Below are 24,315 nucleotides of genomic sequence, written 5' to 3'. Positions count from 1 at the left end.
CTCAGACCTCCGCCGAGAAGTCGCCGGCCGCGGCGCGTTCCTCGGCCGCCACCACGTAGCCGGGCTTCGCGCCGCGCAGCACGGTGACGAACTCGTCGAGGATGGCGACCAGCAGCAGCCCCGCGCCGAGCGGCATGGCCAGCTTCGGGACCCACAAGGGGATGGCGACGGTGCCCTGCGCCACCTCCTCGATCTCCCAGGAGAAGAGCATGTCGGCGAAGGTCCAGCGCGTGACGTAGGCCATGACGCAGGCGGCGAGCGCCAGGACCAGCAGCTCGGCGATGCGGCGGCCGCCGGGCGAGAGCCGTTCGATCCCCATGCCGACGCGGATCAGCTCGCCGCGCTTGAAGGTGGCGGCCAAGGCGAAGAAGGTGGTGGCGACGCAGAGATAGGCGCTGATGTCGTCGGCGGCGGGCAGTTGCCGCGAGAGCTCCCGCATTACCACCTGCGCCATCATGATGACGAAGATGCTCAGCAGGGACAGCGCGGCCAGGCCGGCGCCGAGGGCGTAGAGGGCATCGAGAAGGCGGCGCATTCGGTCAGGCGCCCCGGCGGGTCGGTGGCATGCGGGGGATCCCCTTGGCGAGATTGGCTCGCCGGACGATGCGCCGCAGCCTTCCGGGGGCGCAAGGCCCCCACCCCAAGCTTCGGCGCGGATGCGGCGTCGCCTGCCGCGGCATTGGGCAGGCGATGCCGCCGGATCGGGCGACGTGGCCGGCGATCCGTGCCCCGCGCGAAGGCCTGGACGATCGCGGCTGATGCCGGAACTGGCGACCCACGCCCGGGCGCAGGCACCCGGGGCGATCGCGGCGGGAAGCGAAGCCGGCGATCCACGCCCGGGCGCAGGCACCCGGGACGATCGCGGCGGAAAGCGAAGCCGGCGATTCACGCCCCGGGCGCAGGCACCCGGGGCGATCGCGGCGGGAAGCGAAGCCGGCGATCCACGCCCCGGGCGCAGGCACCCGGGACGATCGCAGGCTCATGCGGCCCGCAGCGCGTCCACCAGCTTGCGGCCGTCCTCGCCGACCTTGGCGACCCATTCCTCGGCCATGGTGGCGCCGATCTGCTTCAGTTCCGCCATCACCGCGGGCGGCACGGTGCCGATCGTGATGCCCTTCTCCGCCAGCCGCGCCTGGGTCTGGTCCTGCGCCTCCCGCGCATAGCCCCAGCCGCGATCCTCGGCGCGCTTCGCGACCGCCACGACGGCAGCCTGGACATCCGCGGGCAACCCCTCCATCGCGCGGCGGGAAACCAGGACTGCGTTCTTGGTCATCGAAAAATTCACCGGGGTGAAGACCTTGCAGTAGTCCCAGGCGGAGGTGTCGACGCCGGTCTGCGCGCTGGTCACCATCGCGGTCGCGATGCCGGTGGCGAAGGCCTGGGCCAGTTCGGCCTGCTGCACCAGCACCGGGCTGGCCTGGATCAGCGCGGCGAAGCGGTTGGTCATCGGGCTGAAGGTGCGGAAGCGGCTGCCCTTGAAGACGTCGAGGCCGGTGATCGGCACCTGGGTGTAGAAGCCCGCCGCCGGCCAGCCGACGGTGTAGAGCAGCGAGACGCCCTGCTTCGCGAAGCGCGCCTCGATAAAGGGGCGCTGCAGGCCGGCCAGCTTGCGCGCGCCATCCAGGTCCGCGGCCAGGAAGGGCAGCGAATCGGCCTCGAAGAAGGGGTCTTCGTTCGAATAGGCGGCGAGCAGGATCTCGCCCAGCTGGACCTGGCCGGTCTGCACGCCGCGCTTGATCTGCGGCATCGGCAACAGGGAGGCATTGCTGTGGACGGTCAGCGACAGCCGCCCGCCGGTCGCCTGTTCCAGGTCGGCGGCGAATTCCTTGATGTTGCGGGTGTGGAAGTTCCCGTCCGGGTAGGGCGTGGCCATCTGCCACTTGATCTGCGCGCCCTGGGCGCGGGCGCCGGCGGCCAGCAGGAGCGCGGGCGCCGCGAGCGCGGCGCGGCGGGTGATGGTCATGGTCGGGGTCCCCGGTCGTTATCCGCCACGACAGATGCGCGGCCGGACGCGACCGGGCAAGCCCCGTGCCGCAGGCCCGGGGCGGCCAGCCCCTACAGCGGCCAGTCGCGCGCCGGGTCGATCCCGGCGCCGCTGAGGAATTTCCGCAGCGCGCCCACGTCCTCCTTCGACAGGCTGTGCTGGGTGTCGTGGAAGCCCTGGGTATGGCCGTTCAGCTTCACCAGCACCTGGCCATGGCCGCCATGGCTGACATTGGCGCCCAGTTCCTCGAGCGCCGCGAAGACATGCTTCGGGTCGATGTTGCTGCTGACGGGGTGGGCGAACAGCGCATGCAGGGTCTTGCGGTGATGGTGGTTCATGGGATGGCTCCGTATCGGGGTCGAAGCCATACGACCATGCCGGCCGGGACGCGTCCTTGCGTCAGGTCAACAGTGCGGCCGCCCGGCGCCCTCGGCGCGGTTCGGCCCGTCCCGGCGCCCGGCCGCGCTACCCGGCCGCGGTGACATAGGCCTTCAGCTCCTCGGCCTCCTGCTCCGCCTCCTCGATCCGCGCCTTCACCAGGTCGCCGATCGAGACCAGGCCGGCCAGCCGCTCGCCCTCCAGCACCGGCAGGTGCCGCACCCGCTTCTGGGTCATCAGCCCGAGCGCCTGGATCACCAGCGTCTGCGGCGTCACCGTCACCAGGTCGCGGGTCATGAACTGATCGGCCTTCAGGCCCGTGGTGCCGGGGCCATGCGCCGCCATGCCGCGGACGATGTCGCGTTCCGAGATGATGCCGAGCATCGCGCCCGCCGCGTCGCGCACCAGCGCCGCGCCGATGCGGTGCTCGCCGAGCGTGCGGGCGACGGCCAGGACTGTGTCGTCGGGCCGGACCGAGACGACCTCGGTCCCCTTCCCCTTCAGGATCGAGCCAATGATCATGCGCCATGCTCCCCGGGTCACAGGGGGCTGCCGCCCCCGCGTGACCTAACGAAGGCTGCGCCACGTGGCTGCGCGGTTGCAAGAAAAACACGTCCCGCAACTGCGTCCGCAATGGTCGCGCCCCGCCCGGGGTCGCGGCAGGGCCGGCCGGGTCACGCCTCCGGGCAGCCGCCCGCCGACGGACTGCGCTATTCCGCCGCCTTCACCGCCTGCGCCACCGGCTCGGCGGTGGTCAGCTGGGTCCGCACCAGCTCGGCGAAGCGGCCGCCCAGGCGGACCAGCTCGTCGAAGCTGCCGCGCTCGGCGATCTGGCCGGCCTCGAAGACCATGATCTCGTCGGCATCGCGCACGGTCGAGAGCCGATGGGCGATGATGAAGGTGGTGCGCCCGGCCATCAGCGCCTTCAGCGCCTTCTGCACCCGCGCCTCGGTCGCCGCGTCGAGGGCACTCGTCGCCTCGTCGAGGATGAGGATCGGCGGGTCCTTCAGCAGGGCGCGGGCGATCGCCAGCCGCTGCCGCTGGCCGCCTGACAGGCTGGCGCCGCGCTCCCCCACCATGGTGTCGTAGCCGCGCGGCTGGCGGGTGATGAAGTCGTGCGCCTCGGCCATCCGGCAGGCCCGCTCGATCTCCTCCTGCTTCGCGCCGGGGCGGCCGACCAGCAGGTTGTCCCGGATGGTGCGGTTGAACAGCATGCTTTCCTGGAAGACGACGCCGATGTTCTGCCGCAGGCTGTCGACGGTGATGTCGCGCAGGTCGTGGCCGTCGATCGTCACGCGCCCGCCGATCGGGTCCCATAGCCGCTGCAGCAGCGCCATGGCGGTGGACTTGCCGGCGCCGGTCTGGCCGACCAGCGCCAGGGTCCGGCCGGGTGCCGCGCGGAAGCTGACGTCGGACAGGATGCGCGGCCCGCCGGGATAGGCGAAGGAAACATCCTCGAAGGCGACCTCGCCCTGGACGCGGTCGAGCGGCACCGCGCCCGGCTTCTCCGGCACGCTGGTCTCGGCATCCATCACCTCGAAGAACTGGGCGATGGCGGGGGCCTGGAAGACCAGGCGGGAGACGAAGGCGACGGCCGCCTCCAGCTTGCTGATGACCAGGTTGGCGAAGCCCATGAAGCTGACGATCTCGCCGACCGAGGCCTTGCCCTCCAGGTGCAGGTAGGTGCCGAGCATGAAGATCGAGATGGTGGTGATGGTGCTGGCGGCGCGGGTCAGCACCGAGACCAGCGCCCACCAGTTCAGCACCGGGAACTGGTGGTCCAGCACCTGGCGGACGATGTCGCCGAACATCCGGGCTTCGCTGTTCAGCCGGGTGAAGGCCTGAACCACCACCACGTTCGACAGCGCGTCCTGCGCATTGCCGGCGAGCTGGGTCTGGAAACGTTCCACCTGGCCCTGCGCCGTCTCGGTCTTCTGGATGATGATCGCGGTCAGCACGGAGAAGACCGCGACCAGCACGACCAGCAGCAGGCCGAGCCGCCAGTTCATCGCCAGGGTCAGCGGCATCAGGACCAGCGCGGCGATGAAGGTCGACATGTGGTCGCGGAAGAAGCTGAGCCACATGCTGAACAGGTTGTCGGACCCCGACAGCATGACCTTCATCAGCCGGCCGGACTGCACGTCGCCGTGGAAGGACAGCGGCAGGGACAGCACGTGCTGGAAGAACCGCCCCATGGCCAGCAGCCGGTTGCGGTGCGCCATGCGGTCCGCGAGCAGCGAGACAGCGACGTTGGCGCCGATGCCGGAAAGCCCGACCGCGGCCCAGAGCGCCAGCAGCGTCAGCGCCTCGTTCCAGACCGCCTCGTGCGTCATGTAGACGGCGCGGGTCAGCACATCGACCACCCGGCCGAACAGCACGGGCTCGAGGAAGAGCAGCCCCGCCATGGCGATGTTCGCCACGGTCATGCCCACCGCCACCCAGCGGTCCCGCCGCAGCAGACCGAGGACCCGTCCATACAGTCTGAATAGTTGCATCAGGCGGCGCCCCTGTTCCCCCCGAAGAGTGTCATGCAAACCAGGCACGGCGCATCGGGGGCACGTCGCGCGCTGCGTACAGGCCGCAGGCTCCCTTGGGCAAGTCTTGCCATGCAGGGGGTCGTTGCGGCAGGAACTGCAGGTGATCGGCCGACGGGGACAGGAGTTCCGCGCGGTTGCGGGGGGAAGGCCGGCATGCCGGGATTGTCGCCAGTGGCGAGAACGTGTAGCCGTCGCAGAGTCCTGCACGCGGCCTTGGCCGGCGCCCTGCCAGGGCCCGGCGTGGCCCGGGCACAGGCCCAGTCCTGGCCCAACCGTCCGCTGCGGCTGATCGTCCCCTTCCCGCCCGGCGGCGCGACCGACCTGCTGGCCCGCGTGCTGGCCGAACGGCTGGGCGCCCGGCTCGGCCAGTCGGTGGTGGTCGAGAATCGCGGCGGCGCCGCCGGAGTCATCGCCGCCGAGCTCGCCTCCCGCGCGGAGCCGGACGGCTTTACGCTGTTCTTCGCCTCGATCGGCACCGTCTCGATCAACCCCAGCCTGCACGCGAAGCTGAGCTATCGGCCGGAGGACCTGTTGCCTGTCGCCCTGTTCGCCGACCTGCCGAACGTGATCGTGGTGCGCGGCGACAGCCCCTGGAAGTCGCTGGCCGACATGCTGGCGGAGGCGCGGGCGAGGCCCGGGGCGCTGGCCTATTCCTCCTCGGGCAGCGGCAGCAGCCTGCACCTGTCGGGGGAGATGCTGAAGGCCGATGCCGGGGTCGACATCCTGCACGTCCCCTTCCGCGGCGGCGCCGATACCGCCAACCAGCTGATGGGCGGGCGGATCGACATCGGGGTCAACAACCTGCCATCGGTCATCACCCTGCTGCGCGGCGGGCAGCTGCGGGCGCTGGCGGTGACCAGCCCGGACCGCTCCCCCGCCCTGCCCGACGTGCCGACCGTGGCCGAGAGCGGCATCCCCGCCCTGGCCAACTATGCCGCCACGGCCTGGTTCGGCCTGCAGGTGCCGCGCGGCACGCCGGGGGCGATCATCGAGAGATTGAACACGGAGGTGAACGCCGTTTGCGCCGAGCCGCAGGCGCGCGAGCGGGTGGAGCAGCTCGGCGCCCGGATGCGCGGCGGCAGCGTTGCCGAGTTCAGCGCCTATGCAGTGGCCGAAAGCGAGAAATGGGCGGCGGTGATCCGCCGCTCCGGCGCGAAGGTGGATTGAACCGCCTCGTCTGCCAATATGCCTGACACTGCCCGGGAGAAACACCAGACCATGCTGACCCGCCGCGCCATGCTTGCCGCCACCGCCGGCCTGCTCACACCTGCCGCCCTTGGCCCCGCCGCCGCCCAGACCGCGGCCTGGCCGACGCGCACCATCCGGCTGATCGTCCCCTTCACCCCGGCCGGGACCACCGACATCGTCGCCCGCATCCTGGCCCAGCGGCTGAGCGAGCGGCTCGGCCAGACGATGATCATCGAGAACCGCCCCGGCGCCGGCGGCAATGTCGGGTCCGACTACGTCGTGAAGGTGGACCCGGACGGCTACACCTTCCTGATGTGCACCATCTCCTCCGGCGCCATCAACTACAGCCTCTATGGCGCCAAGATGCCCTACAAGCCGGACGACCTGATCGATGTCGGGCTGATGACCCAGGTGCCCAACCTCATCTTCGTCACCAACGACCTGCCGGTGAAGACGCTGCAGGAGCTGGTGGCCTATGCGAAGAAGAATCCGGGCAAGCTGAACTACGGCAGCTCCGGCATCGGCACCTCGCTGCACATGACCGGCGAGCTGCTGAAGACCGAGGCCGGCATCGACCTGCTGCACGTGCCCTTCCGCGGCGCCGGGCCGATGCTGCAGGAGGTGATCGCCGGCCGGATCGAGGTGGCGGTGGACAACCTGCCCTCCGTCATCGGCCATATCCGCGACGGCCGCCTGCGGCCCCTGGCGATCACCTCCACCACCCGCAGCGCCGCCCTGCCGGAGGTGCCGACCACCGCCGAGGCCGGCTATCCCGGCGTCCAGGCCACCGCCTGGTTCGGCGTCCAGGCGCCGCTGAAGACGCCGCAGCCCATCATCGACCGGCTCGGCGCCGAGATCGACGCTGTCATGCGGGAGCCGGAGACCCGTGCCAGGGTCGCCGACCTGGGCGGCCTGCCGCCCGGCCTGACGCCCGACGGCGGCACCACCCCGGCCGCCTTCCACGCCTTCGTCCGCAGCGAGATCGCCAAGTGGGCGAAGGTGGTGAAGCAGTCCGGGGCGACCGCGGAATGAGGCTGCATCGCCGTGCCCTGCTCGGCGCGCCGCTGCTCGCGGCACCGGGCCTGGCGCGGGCGCAGGAGGCCTGGCCGGCCCGGCCGGTCCGCCTCGTCATCCCCTTCACCCCGGCCGGCACCACCGACCTGACCGGCCGGCTGGCGGCCGAGCGCCTCGGCGCCCGGCTCGGCCAGCCGGTGGTGGTGGAGAACCGGCCCGGCGCCGGCGGCAATGTCGGGGCCGAATTCGTCGCCCGCGCCGAGCCCGACGGCTACACCCTGCTGCTGACCACCATCGGCACCGGCGCCATCAACTTCGCCGTCTATGGCGATCGGATGCCCTACCGTCCCGCCGACCTCGCCGCGGTCGGGCTGCTGACCCGGGTGCCCAACGTGCTGATGGTGCCGCCCGGCTCGGCCGCGCGGACGGTGGCGGAGCTGGTGGCGCTGGCGAAGGCGCGGCCAGGCGGGATCAACTACGGCACCGCCGGCATCGGCTCCTCCCCGCATGTCTGCATGGAGCTGTTCGGGCTGGAGACGAAGGCGCCGCTGACCCATGTGCCCTATCGCGGCAGCGCGCCGATGCTGACCGAGCTGATGGCCGGGCGCGTCGATGTCGGGATGGACAACATCCCCTCCTCGCTCGCCTTCTGCCGCGACGGGCAGCTGCGGGCCCTGGCGACCACCGGCGCGAAACGCAGCGCCGTGCTGCCCGACGTCCCGACCATGCGGGAAGCCGGCATCCCCGGCTTCGAGGCGACGGCCTGGTTCGGCCTGCTCGCCCCGGCGGCGATCCCGAAGCCGGTCCTTGCCCGGCTGGGGCGGGAGGTCGATGCGGTCGCCCGCGACCCGGCCTTCCGCGACCGCATGGCGGAACTGGGCGCCGACCTGCCCGGGCTCACCCCCGACGGCGGCAGCACGCCGGAGGCCTTCGAGGCCTTCCTCGCGGCCGAGCGCGGCCGCTGGGCGGATGTCGTCCGCCGCAGCGGCGCCAAGGTGGAGTAGCCGGATGCGCCGCCGCCACCTGCTCGCCGCGCCCGCCCTGCTGCCCGGCCTGGCCCGCGCCCAGGCGCAATCACCGGCGCCCTGGCCCAGCCGGCCGATCCGCCTGGTCGCCGGCTTCCCGCCCGCCGGCACCACCGACATCGCCGCCAGGCTGATCGCCGAGCGGCTGGCGCCGCGCCTCGGCCAGCCCGTCGCGGTCGAGAACCGCCCTGGCGCCACCGGCAACATCGCCGCCGACCAGGTCGCCCGGGCCGAGCCGGACGGCTACACCCTGCACGCCACCAATGTCGGCACCGGCAGCATCAACTACACGCTGTTCGGCCCGCGCATGCCGGTGAAGCCGGAGGATTTCGTCGAGCTCGGCCTGCTGATGCGGGTGCCGAACGTGCTCTTCGTCCATCCCTCGGTCCCGGCGAGGACGCTGCTCGAGTTCATCGCCCTGGCGAAGGCGAAGCCGGGGATGCTGAACTACGGCTCGGCCGGCAGCGGCGGCAGCCCGCACATGACCATGGAGCTGTTCCGGTTTCGCACCGGCATCGCCGTCTCGCACGTGCCCTTCCGCGGCGCCGGGCCGATGCTGGTGGAAGCCGTCGCCGGCAGGCTGGAAGCGGGCTGCGACAACATCCCCTCCTGCATCGGCCATATCCGCGACGGAAGGCTGCGGGCGCTGGCGGTCACCGGCGCCGAACGATCCCCGGCCCTGCCGGAGGTGCCGACGGTGGCGGAAGGCGCGGTGCCGGGCTTCGAGGCGACTTCCTGGTTCGGTGTCCAGGGCCCGGCCCGGCTGCCGCCGCCGGTCGTCGCCCGGCTGGGCGAGGCGATCGATGCGGGGACGAAGGATCCGGCCTATCGCGCCCGGCTGGCCGAGCTCGGCGCCGATCCGCCCAACCTGACGCCGGACGGCGGCACCAGCCCGGAGGCTTTCGCGGCCTTCGTCCGGGCCGAGATCGCCAAATGGGCCGAGGTCGTGCGGGTTTCGGGGGCGACGGTGGACTGAGCCCCCGGCTTGCGGCGATGGCGGGCGGGGCGTAACCCGCCGCCCCATGAACACCACCCGACGCGCCCTGCTGGCCGCCGCCCCCCTCCTCGCCATCCCGGCCCTGGCCCGGGCGCAGCCGAATGCGCCCTGGCCCAGCCGGCCGATGCGGCTGATCGTCCCCTTCCAGGCCGGCGGCGCGACCGACGTGACTGCGCGGGTGATGGCGGAGCGGCTGGGCGAGCTGCTCGGCCAGCCCATGGTGGTGGACAACCGCGCGGGCGCGGGCGGGAACATCGGCGCCGACTTCGTCGCCAAGGCCGAGCCCGATGGCCATACCCTGCTGATGGCAACCATCGGCACCGCCAGCATCAACCAATACCTTTATGCAAGAATGCCCTTCGATCCGCAGAAGGACCTGGCGCCGGTCGCCCTGGTGAACGAGGTGGCGAACGGCGTCATCGTCGATGCCCGCGTCCCGGCGCAGACCCTCGCCGAGCTGATCGCGCTGGCCAAGGGCGACCCGGGCGGGCTGAACTACGGCACGCCGGGCAACGGCACCTCCGGCCACCTCTGCGGCGAGCTGCTGAAATACCGCGCCGGGATCGACCTGCAGCACGTCCCCTATCGCGGCACCGGCGGCGTCATCCCGGAGATCCTGGCGGGACGGCTGCAGGTCGCCATCGACAACCTGCCGGCCTACCTGCCGCACCTGAAGTCGGGCGCGCTGCGGCTGCTGGCCGTGACCTCGAAGGACCGCTGGTTCACCGCGCCCGAGGTGCCGACCGTCGCCGAGGCCGGCGCCACGCTCGGCCTGAAGGGCTTCGAGGCGGTCGCCTGGTTCGGCCTGCAGGCCCCGGCCAGGACGCCGCAGCCGGCGATCCAGGCCATCGCCCGCGCCACCCTGCAGGCGCTGTCCGAGGCCCCGGTGCAGGCGAAGCTGAAGGAGGTCGGCAGCGCCCCCCGGCCGCTGGGGCCGGAGGAGTTCGGCCGCTTCATCGCCGCCGAGAACGCGAAGTGGTCCGAGGTGGTGAAGCTCTCGGGGGCGAAGCTGGAATAGCCGCCGCCTGGTAGCAGGGGTTGGCCCGCGCGAAATCGCGCAGCCTGGCCGGCAGCGGCGCCACGTCGTCCGCCGCCGCCAGCCGCGCCCGGCCATCTTCCGACCAGCGCGCCGGGCGGATGCTGGGCGAGGCGAAGCTGCCGTAGACCCGCACCGGGATGTCGAGCGCCCAGAAATCCGTGGTGCTGCGGACGCTGCCGGCGACCAGGTCCACCTGGCGGCGGTTCAGGTCGAAGCTGGCGGTGCCGGCGACGGTGCCCTCGGCCGAGCGGATGCGGAGCGGCGCCACCTCCCCCACCCCGGCGCGCATGTCCAGCATCCCCAGCAGGCAGGACACCGGCGTGGTGCCCTGGGCGCTGCGGAACAGCAGGCGCAGGTCGATCGAGGCGGTCTCGATCACCTCCCGCGCGATGCGGCCGCCCTGCATGGCGACGACCGCCGAGACCCGCGCGCCGGAGGCGGCGGCGTTGAGCGTCGCGCCCTCCGCCGCCACCGCCACCCAGCCGTTCAGCCGGCCCGAGAGCGGCAGCTCGCGCAGCCCGAAGGCGCGGCGCATGGTGTCGAGTTCGCCGTCCTGCAGCCGCACCTCGGCCGAGACGGCGCCGCCCGTGCCGCGGCGGTCCACCTGGCCGGAGGCGATCACCCGCGCGCCGCTGGTGGTCAGGCCGAAGCTCTCCACCGCGATCCGGCCCGGCATCAGCGAGCCCTCGAAGGCGACGTCGCGCGCCTGCAGCTTCGAATAGACGAGATCCTCGACGGTGAGCTTCGCCGCCAGCAGCGGGTCGGGCTCGTCGCTGACGGCCAGCGGCAGATCGGCTTCCGCGGTACCGGCACGCCTGCCGGCCGCGAGCCGCCTGTTCAGGTCGAGCCGGCCGAAGCCGAGATCGACGGCGACGGCATCCGGCCTGCCGGTCCCGCCCTCGGTGAACTGCGCCAGGCGCACCGTCACCGCCTCCCCCGCCAGCTGGCCCTTCGCGGCCGACAGGCGCCAAACGTTCCCGCGGTGCTCGAGCCGTCCCTCGAGGTCGAGCGAGGCGTCGAGCTCGGCCTCCGACGCCCCGGCCAGCGCCAGGATCGCCTCGGGCGTCGGCGCGCGCAGCACGGCCCGCCCGTCGGCGCCGTCGACATCGAGCGGGTCCGTCATGGTGCCGTCGAAGCTCAGCGTGGTGGTGCCGGAGGCGAGGTGCAGCCTCGTCCCATAGGGCCGCGCCGCGTCGCGCAGCAGGGCGGTGGGCCCGAGCGTCGCATCGAGCGAGACGGGGACGTCGTTGTAGGTCCCGGCGGCGCGCAGCAGCAGCGGTGCCTGGTCGTCCTCGGTGCGGATCGTCGCGTGATGCAGGCGCGTGCGCAGGACATGCCCGCGGCTGGTGCGGAACAGCAGCTCGCTGTCGCGCAGCGCGGCGTCGAGCAGGGTCGGCAGGCCGGAGCGGTCCCCGGGCCCCTCCCGCGGCGGCTTCGGCGCGCCGAAGCGCCAGTTGCGGGTCCGGTCGGCGGTGCGTTCCAGCAGCACCGTGAGCCCGTCCACCGCGACGGCGCGCAGCACCGGCGGGCCCTGCAGCAGGGAGGCCAGCTCGACCTCGGCGCTGGCGCGGTTCAGTTCCACCATGTCGGACCGGGTGCCGCCCTCGACGTTGCCGATGCGCAGCCCGGTGACCTCGAGCCGCAGCCAGCGCCCGGGCGTCACGTGCAGCGACCCGATCGTCACCCTGCGGCCGAGCGCGGCCTCGGCCCGCGCGGCGGCGAAGCCCGCCAGGTCGACGCGGCCGAGCAGCAGCAGGCCGCCCCCGGCCAGCACGAGCAGCAGCACGACGGCCATGCCGAGCCCCACCGCAACCCGTCGCAGCACCGCAGTCCCCCCGCCGGCCAATCGCCGTCCGGGGTCCCGCCTACCACAACCCCGGCAGCCAGAGCGACAGCCAGGGCAGCAGGGTCAGCGGCGCGACGCGGGGGACGTCCGGGACGACGAAGCCGGCGACGCCGCGACAGGTCTCGCGCATCGGCGCGTGCCTCGCCATGGCGTTGACGACGAAGCGGTTCATGCCGAAGCGCGGCGGGATCATCCCGGCCTCGACGCTGGCCAGCACCGGGATGCCGAACCAGACCAGCACCTGCCGCGGCCCATCCCGAGGTCGGGCGAGGGCATCAGCGGCACGGGGATGGGCAGCGCCAGCAGCACCATCGCCATGCTTTCCATGCAGCGGCCGAGGATGACGGGGGTCGCGGCGGCGCCGACCGCGGCGCCCTTGGGCGCGCTGAACCAGCCGGCATGGATGCCGGTGGCGACGAGCATGAGGACCAGCAGCGCCGGCCAGGCCTCGGCGGCCGCGCGGCAGCGCTCGGCACGGGGCAGCCGCTCGGCCGGCGGCGGTCAGCCGCCGCGCAGCAGCGCCGCCAACGCCGGGTCCACCCCCACCATCTCCCGGCCGCGCGGGGCTGCGTAGCTGCCGGTTGCCGGCTTCGGCGGGTTCAGCGCCACCAGCATCTCCAGCAGCTTCACCCCGCAGGCAATGCCGTCGAGCAGCGGAACCTGCGCGTTCCGCTGCAGCCGCGGCCCCATCCCGGCCAGCGCGGCGCCGCCCAGCACCACCGCATCGGCGCCCTCCGACACCACCTCGGCGATGGCGGCATCCATCTGCAGGGCGACGGCTTCCGGGTCGCGCACCGCGTCCTGCGGGGTCAGGGCGATGCCGCGCAGCCCGGCCAGGCGCGCGGCGAGGCCGTGCTGGGCGATGCGCTCGCGGTAGACATCGACCGAGCCCATGGTCACCAGGCCGAAGCGGCCGCCGAGCAGGCAGGCGGCGAAGCAGGCGGCCTCGGTCATCCCGACCACCGGGCAGGGCAGCAGCTGCCGCGCCGCCTCGAGCGCGGTGTCGTGCGAGACCGCGAGCAGGATCCCGTCGACCTGACCGGCGTGCTCGGCCAGCAGCGACAGCAGCCCATGCGCGGCGATGGCCCCTTCCGCCCGCGTGGCGATCACCGCCGGGCCGAAGCGCGGGGTGGCGGGGACGATCTCGGTGCCCGGGCCGGCCGCCAGCCGCGCCGAGGCGGCGCAGAGTTCGGTGATCGCCTCGGTCGTATTCGCATTCGCCACCAGCAGGCGCATCCGTGTCGTCCCATCCAGGCCCGGCCCGCATGGGCCCGGCACCATGGTTGCTCCGCCGATCCATGCCCCGGGCGAAGCCGCCCGGGACGGTCGCGGGCGTGCATCCGTCGGCAATTCACGCCCCGGGCAACGCCGCCCAGCATGCCAGCAGCCTAGCCCCCGACCAATCCATGGGACGCCGCCACCCCGCCGCGCGGCGCGCCGGCCGCGGTGGTGCCGAAGACCGCGCCGAAGCTTTCCGGCAGCGCGCGCGAGCCCGGCGTCGAGAGCCAGAGCCGCAGCAGCTCGCGGGATGCCTCGTCCGCCGCCGGCGCCTCCCCCGTCACCACCTGCTTCCAGACGAGATGCGGGTTGAGGAGGAGGATGTCGCCCGCATGCAGTGCCAGGGACAGCGCCTGGCCAGGAACGGCGGCGGCCGCGTCGAGCGCCGCCAGCGCCGCCTGCTGCGCCGGCTCCAGCGCCTCCTCCCACATCGCATCGCGGTCGTAGCGGCCGACGAAGCTGCCGCTGCTGGTGCTGAAGACCGGCAGGCGCAGCGCCTCTCCGCCGCCGTTGCGGTGCGGCAGCCCGGCATGCAGCGAGGCCAGCGCGGCGCGGTCGGCCCGCAGCAGGGCATTGTGCAGGGCGGGGGCCGAGACCAGCGTGACCTGACCGCCGACGGCCGGCTGGCGCAGGCAGAGCAGCGCCACGGCATCGGCCGGGTCGGCATGGAAGCGAACCGGCGCATCCACCACCGCGCCCGGCCCGGCCAGCCGGCCGACCAGGGCGCCTTCCCTGTCCTGCGGCAAGGCGGTGCCCAGATGCACGCCGAGCACCAGCAGCGCCGCCTCGGTCTCCGGGCCGCCGATGCGCTCGAGGTCGAGGCCGCGCAGCAGCACGAAGCCGCGGCCATGCTCCAGCCGCTCCGCCGCCTCGCGCAGCACCGGCGCCAGGCGCGGCAGCGCGGCATCGCCTGGCCCCGCCGGGGCACGGCCGGCCAGCGCGATCAGCGCCGCTTCCAACTCCGCCACCGCCTCGGCGCCGATCGGCACCATCCAGTCGGCCGGGTTGAGGGCGGCACCGGTCCAGACCGACGGTCCGGCCTGGGGGACGAGGCGGGGGGATGGGTTCATGTTTGGCATCCTAGCAGTCGGTGGGTGGGCGAAGGGAAGCCGCACCTCTTGCCGCAACGGACGCTACGGGGGAGGCTTGGCCGACCGATCCCGGAGAGCCCCATGGACGCCCCCGCCCTCGACCTGCCCTTCGATGCCGAGGCGATGATCCCCGGCCTGCGCGCCTGGGTGGACTGCGAAAGCCCGACCTTCGATGCGCCGGCCGTCAACCGCATGATGGCGATCGCCGCCCGCGACCTGGCGCTGCTCGGCGCCCGGGTCGAGACCATCCCCGGCCGGATGGGCTTCGGCGACTGCGTGCGTGCGACCTTCCCGCACCCGAAGGCCCAGCTGCCCGGCATCCTGGTGATGGGGCACATGGACACCGTCCACCCGATCGGCACGCTGGAGCCCCTGCCCTTCCGCCGCGAGGGCAACCGGCTCTACGGCCCCGGGGTCTACGACATGAAGGGCGGCAACTACATCGCCATCGAGGCGATCCGCCAGTTGCTCCGCGCGGGCATCGCCACCAGCCGGCCGGTCACGGTGCTGCTGACCAGCGACGAGGAGATCGGCAGCCCCAGCACGCGCGACCTGATCGAGGCCGAGGCGGCGCGCCACGCCGTGGTGCTGGTGCCGGAGCCGGCGCGCCCCGATGGCGGCGTGGTCACCGGCCGCTACGCCATCGCCCGCTTCAACCTGCGCACCACGGGCAAGCCCAGCCATGCCGGCGCCCGCCTGGCCGACGGCCGCAGCGCGATCCGCGAGATGTGCCGTCAGGTGGTGGCGATCGAGGCGCTGACCACCGACGACGTCACCTACTCGATCGGCGTCATCCATGGCGGGCAATGGGTGAACTGCGTGGCGACCTATTGCGATGCCGAGAGCCTGTCGATGGCCAAGCGGCAGGCCGACCTCGACGCCGCGGTCGAGAAGATGCTCTCGCTGCGGCCCACCGGGAACGACGTACAGCTGACCGTGACCCGCGGCGTCACCCGCCCGGTCTGGGAGCCGGACGAGCGCAGCATGGCGCTCTACGGCACCGCGCGGCGCGTCGCGCAGGCGATCGGCTTCGACATCAACCACCAGAGCGCGGGCGGCGGCTCGGACGGCAATTTCACCGGGGCGATGGGCATCCCGACGCTCGACGGGCTCGGCGTGCAGGGCGCCGGCGGGCATACGCTGGAGGAGCACCTGCTGCTCGACAGCCTGGTGCCGCGCGCCAGGCTGATCGCCGGGCTGCTGCAGGTGGCGTGACGGCGTCCCGGCGGCCGCCGGTCACACCATGACCTCGCGCGGGTAGGCCTCGGCGGCGAAGGGGATGCGCTCCACCGCCTCCCACGGCCCGCCGCGGTAGCGCCAGAGCAGCAGCGTCTCGGCCCGCGCTTCCCGCGCCGGCAGCATGGCCGAGAGCGCCAGCAGCAGGGCCCGGGCCTGGTCGGGGGAGACCTTGTTCTGCACCGTCGCATGCGGCCGCCAGCGCTGCCGGTCCTGCGCCGTCAGCCAGGGCCGCCAGCGCTCCGCCAGCCGCTCGCGCAGCGTCGACACCACCGGTGCGCCGATCTCGAGCGCGACGCCGCGGCCAAGCGAGCGGGCCGGCCCGACCCGGACGCGGGAGGGCGGCAGGGCGGCGGCCTCGGCCGCCAGAACCCCCTGGATCTCCTTCGCATGCTCTCCCGGCAGCGCGTGGAACAGCGTGACATGCGCCGGCACGAGGTTGCGCGCGGGGGGGAAATGCGCCCGGCGCATCGATTCCAGCCAGGCCTGCGTCTCGGCATCGAGGCCGAGCGTCAGGATCAGCGGCGCGGTGTCCTCGTCCATGCCTCTCCTTTTGGCGCCGCCCGGCGGCGGCCCCGCCCCGCTATGTGCCCCGGGGCGCGGGCAAGGCAAGTCACCCTTCGGCCAACCGCGTGCAGCTTGCCGCCAGCAGGGGGCTGCCGCAGCCTTGCCCGCATGGAACAGGCAGCGGCGAGTCTGGGGCGGGCGGCGGGCGGTTCAGCCGCCGGCCAGCGCCGCTTCCAGCAAGGCGGGGTCGAAGCCGAAATCGGCATAGCCGCGCCGCAGCCGTTCGACGTATTCGGGCGCCGGCGGGCCGGGGCGGTGGACCAGTTCCAGGTAGATCCAGGCGCGCCGTCCGTCCGGCAGGCCGATCTCGCGCCGCGCATAGGTATGCGGCCCCTCGTGGCGGTCGAGCGATGCGAGGTGGCCTGGCGTCACCCGCCAGAGGCCGACCGGGCAGGCCGCCGCCGGGTCGGGCTCGACAAGCGCGAACTTCCGCACCGCGAGCCGCCAGCCCGGCAGCAGGATCGCCGCCTCCACCGCCGCGCCGGGGCAGCGCAGCTGCATCTGCGCGTGCCAGAGATTGCTGCCATAGGCGGCGTAGAGGTCGGTCATCGCCCCAATTCCCCCGCCGCGCCGGGCGGCGCAAGCCGGTGACGCTGCTGCTCCAGGCGCTGCCGCTGGTCCTGCTGCTCGGCCTGCTCGGCAGCGGCCGGGCCGGGCCGGTCGGCGCCTGCCTGGCGGCGCTGCTGGCCGCCTTGCCGGCGGTGCTGGCCGCCTTGCCGGACGCGGCGGCGCTGCCGGGCTTCCTGGCCGACCAGGCGGAACGCGGCCTCTTCCTCGGCCTGCAGCCGGTCGCCGTCGTCGCCGGCGGGCTGCTGTTCCATGCCGCGGCGACAGGCGAGGCCACCGCGGCACCGCTCGCGCCGAGCCCCGCCCGCGTCTTCGCCGCGACCCTGCCGCTGGGCGTCTTCCTCGAGAGCTGCACCGGCTTCGCGGTGGGCACGGTCTTCGCCCTCTCGGCGCTGCGGCGGATGGGGATCGGCGGCGCGACGGCGGGCGCGCTCGCCTTGCAGGCGCTGGTGATGGTGCCCTGGGGCGGGCTCGGGCCGGGCACCGCGCTGGGGGCGGCGCTGACCGGGCTGCCGGCGCAGGCGCTGTCGATGGCGGCGGCCTGGCTGACCGCGGCCTGGCTGCTGCTGCTGGCGCCGCTGCTCTGGTCGCTGCAGGCCCGCGCCGGCGTGCCGGTGCCGGGGCGGGAGCGGCTGGCGCAGTGGGCCATGCTGGCCACGCTGGCGGCGCTGCTGCTGGCCAGCGCCGCCTGGGCACCCTTCGAGCTGGCCGGGATCCTCGCCTCCGGGCCGGTGATGCTTTGGGCGCTGTGGCGGGCCAACCCGCCGCGCGACCTCCGCGCCGCGCTCGGCCGGGCGGCGCCCTACCTGCTGCTGCTGGCCTGCCTGCTGGCGGCGCGGCTCTGGCCCGGCGCGCCGGCCTGGCACCCCTTCCCCGACTATCCCGGCCTGCCCGTCACCCATGTCGCCGTGGTGCTCTGGCTGGTCTCGGCCGGGCTGCTGCTGGCCCGGCCGGACGGCGCGGCCCGGGCGCGGGCGGCGCTGCTGCGGGCGCGGCGGCCGGCGGTGGCCCTGCTGCTCTACGTCCTGCTCGGCCGGTTGCTGGCCGGCAGCGGTGCCGCGGCCGGGCTGGCCGGGGCGGCCGCCGCCGCGCTCGGGCCGCTGGCGCCGCTGGCCGTGGCGCCGATCGCCCTGCTGTCCGGCGTGGTGACGGGCAGCAATGTCGGGTCCAACGCCGCGCTGATGCCGGTGCAGGCGGCGCTCGGCGCCGCCGCCGGCCTGCCGCCGATCCTCGCCCCGGCGATCCAGAACTTCGCCGGCGCCGCCAGCGTGCAGGCCAGCCTCGGCGTTTCCGCGCTGGTCTGCGGGCTGCTGGCCGACGGCACGCGGCCGGCGCAGCTCTGGCGGCGGCTGTTGCCCTCCATGCTGATCGTGCTTGGCCTCGGCTGGGCGGGGACCTGGCTGTTGCTGCGCTGAGCCGCGCCTGTTACGCCGCAGGCGACCGTCCAGGCAGGAAACATCCCCATGCATACCCGCCGCGCCACGCTCGGCGCCGCCGCCGCGCTGCTCGCCGCCCCTGCCACTGTCCCCGCCTGGGCCCAGGCGCCCTTCCCCGACCGGCCGCTGCGCCTGATCGTCTCCTACCCGCCGGGCGGCGTCACCGACATCGTCGGCCGCATCCTGGCCGAGCCGCTGGGACAGCGGCTCGGCCAGCCGGTGATCGTCGAGAACCGCGCCGGCGCCGGCGGCAATATCGGCGCCCAGGCGGCGAGCGCGGCGGAGCCGGACGGCTATACCCTGCTGGTCGGCACCGCCGCGATGTACGGGGTCAACCCGCTGCTCTATGCGAAATCCGGCGTCGACCTGCAGCGCGACTTCCTGCCGCTCGGCACCATCAACGACATGGCGAACGTGCTGTCGGTGAACCCGAAGCGGCTCGATGTCGGATCGGTGGCGGAGCTCGTGGCGCGGGGCAAGCGGGGCGGGCTGGTCTATGCCTCGGTCGGCAACGGCAGCTCGTCGCATCTCTGCGCCACGCTGCTGCAGCGGATGGCGGGGTTCGAGGCGACGCACGTGCCCTATCGCGGCTCCTCCCCCGCGGTCGCGGCGCTGCTGGCGGCGGAGGTGGATTTCCTCTTCGACACCACCGCGACCTCGACCCAGCAGATCCGCGCCGGGACCTTCCGCGGCCTCGGCGTCAGCACCGCCACGCGCGTCTCGGCACTGCCCGAGGTGCCGACCATCGCCGAGGCCGGCGTCGCCGGCTATGCGGTCTCGGTCTGGAACACGCTGCTGGTGCACCGCCGCGCGCCGGAGCCGGTTGTGGCGCGGCTGCGCCAGGCCTTCGCCGAGGCCATGGACACGGCGACCCAGGCCAAGCTGCGCGCCGCCTATGTCGACCCCCTGCTGGTGCCGCCGGCCGAGCTCGATGCCTGGCTGGAGCGCGAGCAAGCCACCTGGCTGCGAATGTCGCGCGATGCCGGCGTCACGGTGGACTGATGGTCGAGACCGTCGGCACCGGCGCCCCGCCGGCGAAGACCGGCCCCTGGGCCAAGGCGGAACGCCACCTGCGCCGCGACCCGGTGCTGAAGAAGGTCATCCGGCAGATCGGCCCCTGCACGCTGGAAGCGGTGCAGCGCGAGCCCTACGAGGCGCTGGTCCGCGCCATCGCCCACCAGCAGGTGCATGGCCGCGCGGCGGAGGCGATCCTCGGCCGCTTCCTCGCCCATCATCCCGGCCAGGCCTTCCCGCCGCCCGAGGCGGTGCTGGCGATGGAGGTCGAGGCGATGCGGGCCTGCGGCTTCTCCGGCTCCAAGGTCGCCGCCATCCGCGACATCGCCGAGAAGGCCGCGGGCGGGCTGGTGCCGACGCGGGAGGGCTGCGCCCGGCTCGACGACGCGGCGCTGATCGAGCGGCTGGTGGCGATCCGCGGCGTCGGCCGCTGGACGGTGGAGATGCTGCTGATCTTCACCCTAGGCCGGCCCGACATCCTGCCGGTCGACGATTTCGGCGTGCGGGAAGGCTGGAAGGTCGCGGCCGGGCTCGACGAGCAGCCGAAGCCCAGGACGCTGGCGGCGATCGGCGAGCCTTGGGCGCCCTGGCGCAGCATCGCGGCCTGGTACCTGTGGCGGGCGGCGGATGCGGCGAAGCGGAGCGCCTTCAAGCCGCAGTAAGGCTGGGGGAGAAGGTATTCTCCCCCAGGCCCCCTCATCTATTTTTCCGTGTTTGGCAGTCGCCGCGTGGCCAGCGCCCGACCCACACAAGGGAAGGGTTCGGGGAGGGAATACCTGTTTCCCTCCCCGACCTTGCTACGCCGGCAGCACCGCGACCAGTACCCGCGCATAGGTCCCGCCCAGGATCTTCGCCGCATCCTGCGGCGCGAAGCCCTGCGCCAGCAGCGCCTCGGCGCCGCGACAGGCTCCAGCGGCCGCAGCTGGACGCGGGGCAGGATGACCCGGCCGGCATGGCTGTGCAGGTCCATCGGCCTTGCCTCCGCCACCAGGGCACGGGCCGAGGGCGCCGCGGCCTCGGCCGCGGCCGGCGGTGGCGGCGGCGCGGCTGGCCAGGGCCGGGCGTCGCGGATCCGCCAGCGCCAGCCGGCCGCGTCGTCCGCCGGCAAGGGCTGCCAAAGGCCGTCGATGCAATGCGGGTCGGGGCCAGGCGGTGCGGCGCCGGCGAAGATCACCTCGACCGTCGTCGCCGGGTCCGGCCGGCAGCCCGCGCAGCGGGCGGCCTCCGGCAGCAGCAGGGCAGAGCCGGGCGGCGAGGCCTCGGCCTGGAAGGCGGCGCCCTCCAGCTCGACCGCCTCGCCCGAGGCCGGCAGGCCGCAACCCGCGGCCAGCGCGGTTCAGTCGAGCAGCATGCCTCGGCCCGCCCCCGATCGATGCTGCGCCGGGATGGTTCCCAAATCCGGGCCGCTCCCGCATGCTCGGGCGATAACGACAAGCCGCCCCGGAGGACCGTCCATGCCGCCATCCCCCACCCGCCGCGCCCTGGTCGCCGCCGCCGGCCTCGCCGCCCTGCCGGCCGCGCGCGGACGGGCGCAGTCCGGGCCGGTGATCCGGCTCGGCGTGCTGTCCGACTTCTCCGGCCCCTACCGCGACTGGTCGGGCCCGACCACGCTGGCCTGCGTGCAGCAGGCAGTGGCGGAGGCGATGGCGGCCCATCCCGGCCTAAAGGTCGAGATCGTCCAGGCCGACCACCAGAACAAGACCGATGTGGGCGCCAATACCGTCCGCCAGTGGTTCGACCAGCGGGGCGTGGATGCGGTGGTGGATGCCAACAACTCGGCGGTCGGCCTCGCGGTCGCCGGGGTGGCGAAGGAGAAGGACAAGGTCTTCCTCGCCTCCGGCGCCTCGACCGCGGCGCTGACCGGGGCGCAGTGCACGCCGAACACGGTGCACTGGACCTACGACACCTACATGCTGGCCAAGGCGACCAGCCAGGCCATGGTGAAGGGCGGCGGGACCGATTGGTTCTTCATCACCGCCGATTATGCCTTCGGCCACATGATCGAGAGCCAGGCGACGCAGTTCATCGCCCAGGCCGGCGGCCGGGTGCTCGGCGCGGTGCGCTACCCCTTCCCGCAGACCACCGACTTCTCCGCCCAGCTGCTGCAGGCGCAGGCCAGCGGCGCCAAGGTGCTGGGCCTGGCGAATGCCGGGACGGACACGGTGAACTCGGTCAAGCAGGCGCAGGAATTCGGCCTGCCGAAGCGCGGCATGAAGATCGCGCTGATGCTTGCCTACCTCACCGACATCCACACCATGGGCCTGCCCGTGGCGCAGGGCCTGCTGCTGACCGAGAGCTTCTACTGGGACCTGAACGACCGCACCCGCGCCTTCTGGGGCCGCATGAAGGGCAAGACCGGCGCCTTCTGCCCGAACCAGATGAATGCCGGCGGCTATGCCGCGACGCTGCACTACCTGAAGGCCTGCGCCGAGATGGGCGCGGCGCAGGCGAAGCTCAGCGGCCGGGACACCGTGGCGCGGATGAAGGCGATGCCGACCGACGACGACTGCTTCGGCCGCGGCAGCATCCGCGCCGACGGCCGCAAGCTGCACCCGGCCTACCTGTTCGAGGTGAAGCGGCCGGAAGATTCGAAGGGTCCCTTCGACTACTACCGGCTGGTCGCCACCACCCCGCCGGAGGACGCCTTCCGGCCGCTGGCCGAGGGCGGCTGCGTGCTGGCCTGAGGCATGGCGCGCCCCCCCCCGGGCGCCAGCCATGCGGCCCGGGTATCCCAGCCAGACCCCCGGCCGCCGCACCGGTTGCGGCTTTCCGTAGCCCTGCCGCGGCGTCTGTTGTAGAAGGCGACCGGCTCCGGGCACCCCGGACGGCCGGGTCCGATCCATTCGGATTTCGGCAGCAGTTCGCGGTGCAGATGGGGACCCCGGCCCAGGCTGCGGCGGCAAGGCCGCCCGGGGCGGGATTTGGCAGTTCGCCCAACCGCGATGCGTCACCACCCCGGCCAGGGCCGGCGTGGCGCGATGCTTGCCAGCCGGGAAGGCAGGCGGCGCGGCGCGGGCCAGACGGGGTTGGGCATGGACGGTGATGTGGCGGCCTTCGCGCGTGGATTGCACGAGCCTGCGGCGCGGGCCCCGGGCGAGGCGGGCTGGCGGGCACGGCTGAAGCGGCGGACCCTGCTGCGCTCGGCCGGCGGGGCGGGCGCGCTCGGCCTCGGCCTCGGCGGCTATGCCTTCGCCTACGAACCGGGGGTACGGCTGCGCGTGGTGGAGCACCACCTCTCGCCCGCCGGCTGGCCGGCCGACCTGCCGCTGAGCATCGCCCTGGTCGCCGACCCCCATTGCGGCGGCCCGCACACCACCCTGGCGCGGCTCGGCCGCGCCGTCGCCCTGACCAATGCGCTGCGGCCGGACCTCGTGGTGCTGCTCGGCGACTACCTGGCCGACCACCGCTTCACCACCAGCCGGCCGAGCTTCCGCGGCGTGGCCGAGGTGCTGGCGCGGCTGCAGGCGCCGCTCGGCGTGCATGCCATCCTCGGCAACCACGACTGGTGGGAGGATGCGGCGACCCAGCGCGGCGCCGGGGGCCTGCCCGAGGCGGCGGCGGATTTCGCCGCGGCCGGCCTGCCGATCCTGCACAACGAGGCGCGGCGCCTCGTGCACAACGGCCGTCCCGTCTGGCTCGGCGGCCTCGGCAGCCAATGGGCCTACCGGGAGAAGCGCGGCGCCTATCGCGGCGCCGACGACCTGGCGGCGACGCTCGGCGCCTTCACCGACGACGCGCCGGCGATCCTGCTGGCGCATGAGCCGGACATCTTCCCGGCCGTGCCCGGCCGGGTGGCGGTGACGCTCTCGGGCCATACCCATGGCGGGCAGGTGCGGATCGGCGGCTATTCGCCGGTGGTGCCGAGCCGCTTCGGCAATCGCTACGCCTATGGCGCGATCGAGGAAGCAGGGCGGCACCTGGTGGTTTCGGGCGGGATCGGCAATTCGATGCTGCCGGTGCGCTTCGGCATGCCGCCCGAGCTGACCATGGTGCGGCTGGGCGGCGCCGCGGCCTGACCTGACCTGACCTGACCGGCAGCGCGTCGCGCAGTCGTGCCACCGCCGCGGTTGCCCAGGGTCTAGCCTTCCGCCTGCGCGCATGCCGCCGCGGGAGGCAGGCCCCATGCACCATATCCCCGACGGCGGCCCGGGTGCCGATTCGCTGCCCGGGACCCCCGGCCCCGACAGCATCGGCGGCGGCGGTGGCAACGACACGATCGACGGCCTCGGCGATGCCGACCTGCTGCGCGGCGGCACCGGCGACGACCGCATCGCCGGCGAGGACCGCAGCCTGACGGGCGCGGTTGCCGGCGGCAAGGACACCATCCTCGGCGGCCCCGGAGACGACACGCTGCAGGGCGGGCGCAGCGCCTTCGCCGGACCCGCCGGCGATGGCGACAACCTGATCCGGGGTGGCGCCGGCGATGACAGCATCATCGCCGGCTGGGGCCATGACACCGTGCTGGGCGGCGCCGGCGACGACACCATCCGCGGCGACGGCCTGGCCGGCGCCATCAGCTTCCGCGGCGCCGAGCAGGCGCTGCGCAGCGACGGGGCGGACCTGCTGCTGGGCGGGGCGGGCCGGGACTCGATCGATGGCGGCGCGGCGGACGACGCGCTGCTCGGCGGGGCGGGCGCGGATACGCTGTTCGGCAATCTCGGCACCGACCTGCTGGCCGGCGGCGCCGGGGCGGATCATTTCGTCTTCCGGCCGGTGCTGCTGCCCATGGCCAGTTCGCTGCTGGATACCGGGACCGGCGAAGGCGCGCGCGACCTGATCCTCGACTTCCAGCAGGGCCGCGACGTGATCGACCTGACCGGCTACGACGCCGCGGACCGCTTCGTTTTCGCCCGCGAGGGCGGCGGGCCGGTGGACCTGCCGGAGCCGGTCTTCCTGGGCCACGATCCCTTCATCGCCAGCTTCGCCCTGCAGGTGCGGACCGAGATCCTGGCCAATGGCCATGCGCTGGTGCAATTCGCGACGCCCTTCGGGCCGGTGCCGCCGGCGGCGGGTGCCGTGCCGGGCATCCCGGCAGGTCCGACCGGGGAGATCGAGCTGGCCGGCGCCGTCTGCCTGACCGCGCGGGATTTCCTGCTCGATTCCCCGATCTAGCGCGGC

General features: G+C 73.7%; 23 protein-coding genes. 12 read left to right on the top strand and 11 right to left on the bottom strand.

The window, feature by feature from the left end; genetic code table 11:
• Position 1: 1 nt before the first annotated feature.
• The 5 genes from E2C06_RS09130 to E2C06_RS09110 all read right to left on the bottom strand — a co-directional run bounded on the left by E2C06_RS09130 (position 2) and on the right by E2C06_RS09110 (position 4,857).
• The gene (locus E2C06_RS09130; RefSeq protein ID WP_133288297.1) at positions 2-535 is read right to left on the bottom strand and encodes a TRAP transporter small permease; all 534 of its coding nucleotides are present in this window, start codon (positions 533-535) and stop codon (positions 2-4) included.
• Positions 536-979: 444 nt separating this feature from the next.
• Positions 980-1,963: a TRAP transporter substrate-binding protein gene (locus tag E2C06_RS09125; protein WP_133288296.1), complete on the bottom strand. Its 984-nt coding sequence runs from the start codon at positions 1,961-1,963 to the stop codon at positions 980-982.
• Positions 1,964-2,055: 92 nt separating this feature from the next.
• Positions 2,056-2,322 (bottom strand): hypothetical protein, encoded by a 267-nt coding sequence (locus E2C06_RS09120; RefSeq protein WP_133288295.1) that lies wholly within the window; start codon positions 2,320-2,322, stop codon positions 2,056-2,058.
• A 127-nt stretch (positions 2,323-2,449) separates the two neighbouring features.
• The gene (locus E2C06_RS09115; protein ID WP_133288294.1) at positions 2,450-2,884 is read right to left on the bottom strand and encodes a CBS domain-containing protein; all 435 of its coding nucleotides are present in this window, start codon (positions 2,882-2,884) and stop codon (positions 2,450-2,452) included.
• A gap of 188 nt (positions 2,885-3,072) precedes the next feature.
• Complete coding sequence (locus E2C06_RS09110; protein ID WP_133288293.1) at positions 3,073-4,857, bottom strand: glucan ABC transporter ATP-binding protein/ permease; 1,785 nt, start codon at positions 4,855-4,857, stop codon at positions 3,073-3,075.
• 282 nt (positions 4,858-5,139) lie between these two features.
• Between E2C06_RS09110 and E2C06_RS09105 the strand changes: the two genes are divergently transcribed.
• From E2C06_RS09105 to E2C06_RS09085, 5 genes are read left to right on the top strand one after another with little or no spacing between them, the layout of a single operon-like run.
• Entirely contained in the window at positions 5,140-6,066 is a 927-nt protein-coding gene (locus E2C06_RS09105) for a Bug family tripartite tricarboxylate transporter substrate binding protein (protein WP_241671190.1), read from the top strand.
• Positions 6,067-6,117: 51 nt separating this feature from the next.
• Positions 6,118-7,119 carry a Bug family tripartite tricarboxylate transporter substrate binding protein gene (locus E2C06_RS09100; RefSeq protein ID WP_165982292.1) on the top strand — a complete coding sequence of 334 codons (1,002 nt, stop codon included), beginning with the start codon at positions 6,118-6,120 and terminating at the stop codon, positions 7,117-7,119.
• A complete protein-coding gene (locus tag E2C06_RS09095) occupies positions 7,116-8,105 on the top strand; it encodes a Bug family tripartite tricarboxylate transporter substrate binding protein (RefSeq protein WP_133288290.1) in 990 nt (329 codons plus the stop codon). The genes E2C06_RS09100 and E2C06_RS09095 overlap by 4 nt, the downstream gene beginning before the upstream one ends.
• A gap of 4 nt (positions 8,106-8,109) precedes the next feature.
• Positions 8,110-9,102, top strand: a complete 993-nt coding sequence (locus tag E2C06_RS09090; RefSeq protein WP_133288289.1) for a Bug family tripartite tricarboxylate transporter substrate binding protein — start codon at positions 8,110-8,112, stop codon at positions 9,100-9,102.
• A 46-nt stretch (positions 9,103-9,148) separates the two neighbouring features.
• The gene (locus tag E2C06_RS09085) at positions 9,149-10,141 is read left to right on the top strand and encodes a Bug family tripartite tricarboxylate transporter substrate binding protein (protein WP_133288288.1); all 993 of its coding nucleotides are present in this window, start codon (positions 9,149-9,151) and stop codon (positions 10,139-10,141) included.
• On the opposite strand, the gene E2C06_RS09080 is transcribed toward E2C06_RS09085, so the two are convergent.
• The 4 genes from E2C06_RS09080 to E2C06_RS09065 all read right to left on the bottom strand — a co-directional run bounded on the left by E2C06_RS09080 (position 10,077) and on the right by E2C06_RS09065 (position 14,356).
• A complete protein-coding gene (locus tag E2C06_RS09080) occupies positions 10,077-11,987 on the bottom strand; it encodes an AsmA family protein (protein ID WP_133288287.1) in 1,911 nt (636 codons plus the stop codon). The genes E2C06_RS09085 and E2C06_RS09080 overlap by 65 nt on opposite strands.
• 40 nt (positions 11,988-12,027) lie before the next feature.
• The gene (locus E2C06_RS09075) at positions 12,028-12,249 is read right to left on the bottom strand and encodes a TRAP transporter large permease subunit (protein WP_133288286.1); all 222 of its coding nucleotides are present in this window, start codon (positions 12,247-12,249) and stop codon (positions 12,028-12,030) included.
• A 260-nt stretch (positions 12,250-12,509) separates the two neighbouring features.
• Complete coding sequence (locus tag E2C06_RS09070; RefSeq protein WP_133288285.1) at positions 12,510-13,244, bottom strand: aspartate/glutamate racemase family protein; 735 nt, start codon at positions 13,242-13,244, stop codon at positions 12,510-12,512.
• 152 nt (positions 13,245-13,396) lie between these two features.
• The gene (locus E2C06_RS09065) at positions 13,397-14,356 is read right to left on the bottom strand and encodes a TauD/TfdA family dioxygenase (protein ID WP_165982291.1); all 960 of its coding nucleotides are present in this window, start codon (positions 14,354-14,356) and stop codon (positions 13,397-13,399) included.
• A gap of 102 nt (positions 14,357-14,458) precedes the next feature.
• Between E2C06_RS09065 and E2C06_RS09060 the strand changes: the two genes are divergently transcribed.
• A complete protein-coding gene (locus E2C06_RS09060; RefSeq protein WP_133288283.1) occupies positions 14,459-15,592 on the top strand; it encodes a M20/M25/M40 family metallo-hydrolase in 1,134 nt (377 codons plus the stop codon).
• A 21-nt stretch (positions 15,593-15,613) separates the two neighbouring features.
• Here E2C06_RS09060 and E2C06_RS09055 read toward each other — a convergent pair whose 3' ends face one another.
• Positions 15,614-16,156, bottom strand: coding sequence for a 2'-5' RNA ligase family protein (locus tag E2C06_RS09055; RefSeq protein WP_133288282.1), 543 nt, complete (start codon positions 16,154-16,156; stop codon positions 15,614-15,616).
• A 174-nt stretch (positions 16,157-16,330) separates the two neighbouring features.
• Positions 16,331-16,729, bottom strand: coding sequence for a gamma-glutamylcyclotransferase family protein (locus E2C06_RS09050; protein ID WP_133288281.1), 399 nt, complete (start codon positions 16,727-16,729; stop codon positions 16,331-16,333).
• A 38-nt stretch (positions 16,730-16,767) separates the two neighbouring features.
• Between E2C06_RS09050 and E2C06_RS09045 the strand changes: the two genes are divergently transcribed.
• The 6 genes from E2C06_RS09045 (at position 16,768) to E2C06_RS09020 (ending at position 24,309) form a co-directional block, all read left to right on the top strand.
• Positions 16,768-18,162: a hypothetical protein gene (locus tag E2C06_RS09045; RefSeq protein WP_133288280.1), complete on the top strand. Its 1,395-nt coding sequence runs from the start codon at positions 16,768-16,770 to the stop codon at positions 18,160-18,162.
• Positions 18,163-18,210: 48 nt separating this feature from the next.
• A complete protein-coding gene (locus E2C06_RS09040) occupies positions 18,211-19,185 on the top strand; it encodes a Bug family tripartite tricarboxylate transporter substrate binding protein (protein ID WP_133288279.1) in 975 nt (324 codons plus the stop codon).
• Positions 19,185-19,859 (top strand): DNA-3-methyladenine glycosylase family protein, encoded by a 675-nt coding sequence (locus E2C06_RS09035; RefSeq protein WP_133288278.1) that lies wholly within the window; start codon positions 19,185-19,187, stop codon positions 19,857-19,859. The genes E2C06_RS09040 and E2C06_RS09035 overlap by 1 nt, the downstream gene beginning before the upstream one ends.
• Positions 19,860-20,651: 792 nt before the next feature.
• On the top strand, positions 20,652-21,881 hold the full coding sequence (locus tag E2C06_RS09030) for an ABC transporter substrate-binding protein (protein ID WP_133288277.1): 1,230 nt from the start codon (positions 20,652-20,654) through the stop codon (positions 21,879-21,881).
• A gap of 348 nt (positions 21,882-22,229) precedes the next feature.
• A complete protein-coding gene (locus E2C06_RS09025) occupies positions 22,230-23,213 on the top strand; it encodes a metallophosphoesterase (RefSeq protein WP_133288276.1) in 984 nt (327 codons plus the stop codon).
• A gap of 106 nt (positions 23,214-23,319) precedes the next feature.
• Entirely contained in the window at positions 23,320-24,309 is a 990-nt protein-coding gene (locus E2C06_RS09020) for a calcium-binding protein (RefSeq protein ID WP_165982290.1), read from the top strand.
• The last annotated feature ends 6 nt before the right edge of the window (positions 24,310-24,315 follow it).

Origin of the sequence: Dankookia rubra (assembly GCF_004355005.1) — a bacterium.
GTDB classification, from domain to species: Bacteria; Pseudomonadota; Alphaproteobacteria; order Acetobacterales; family Acetobacteraceae; genus Paracraurococcus; species Paracraurococcus ruber_A.
The sequence above is the reverse complement of the archived record's forward strand: the minus strand, read 5'-3'. Positions and strand labels throughout refer to the sequence as shown.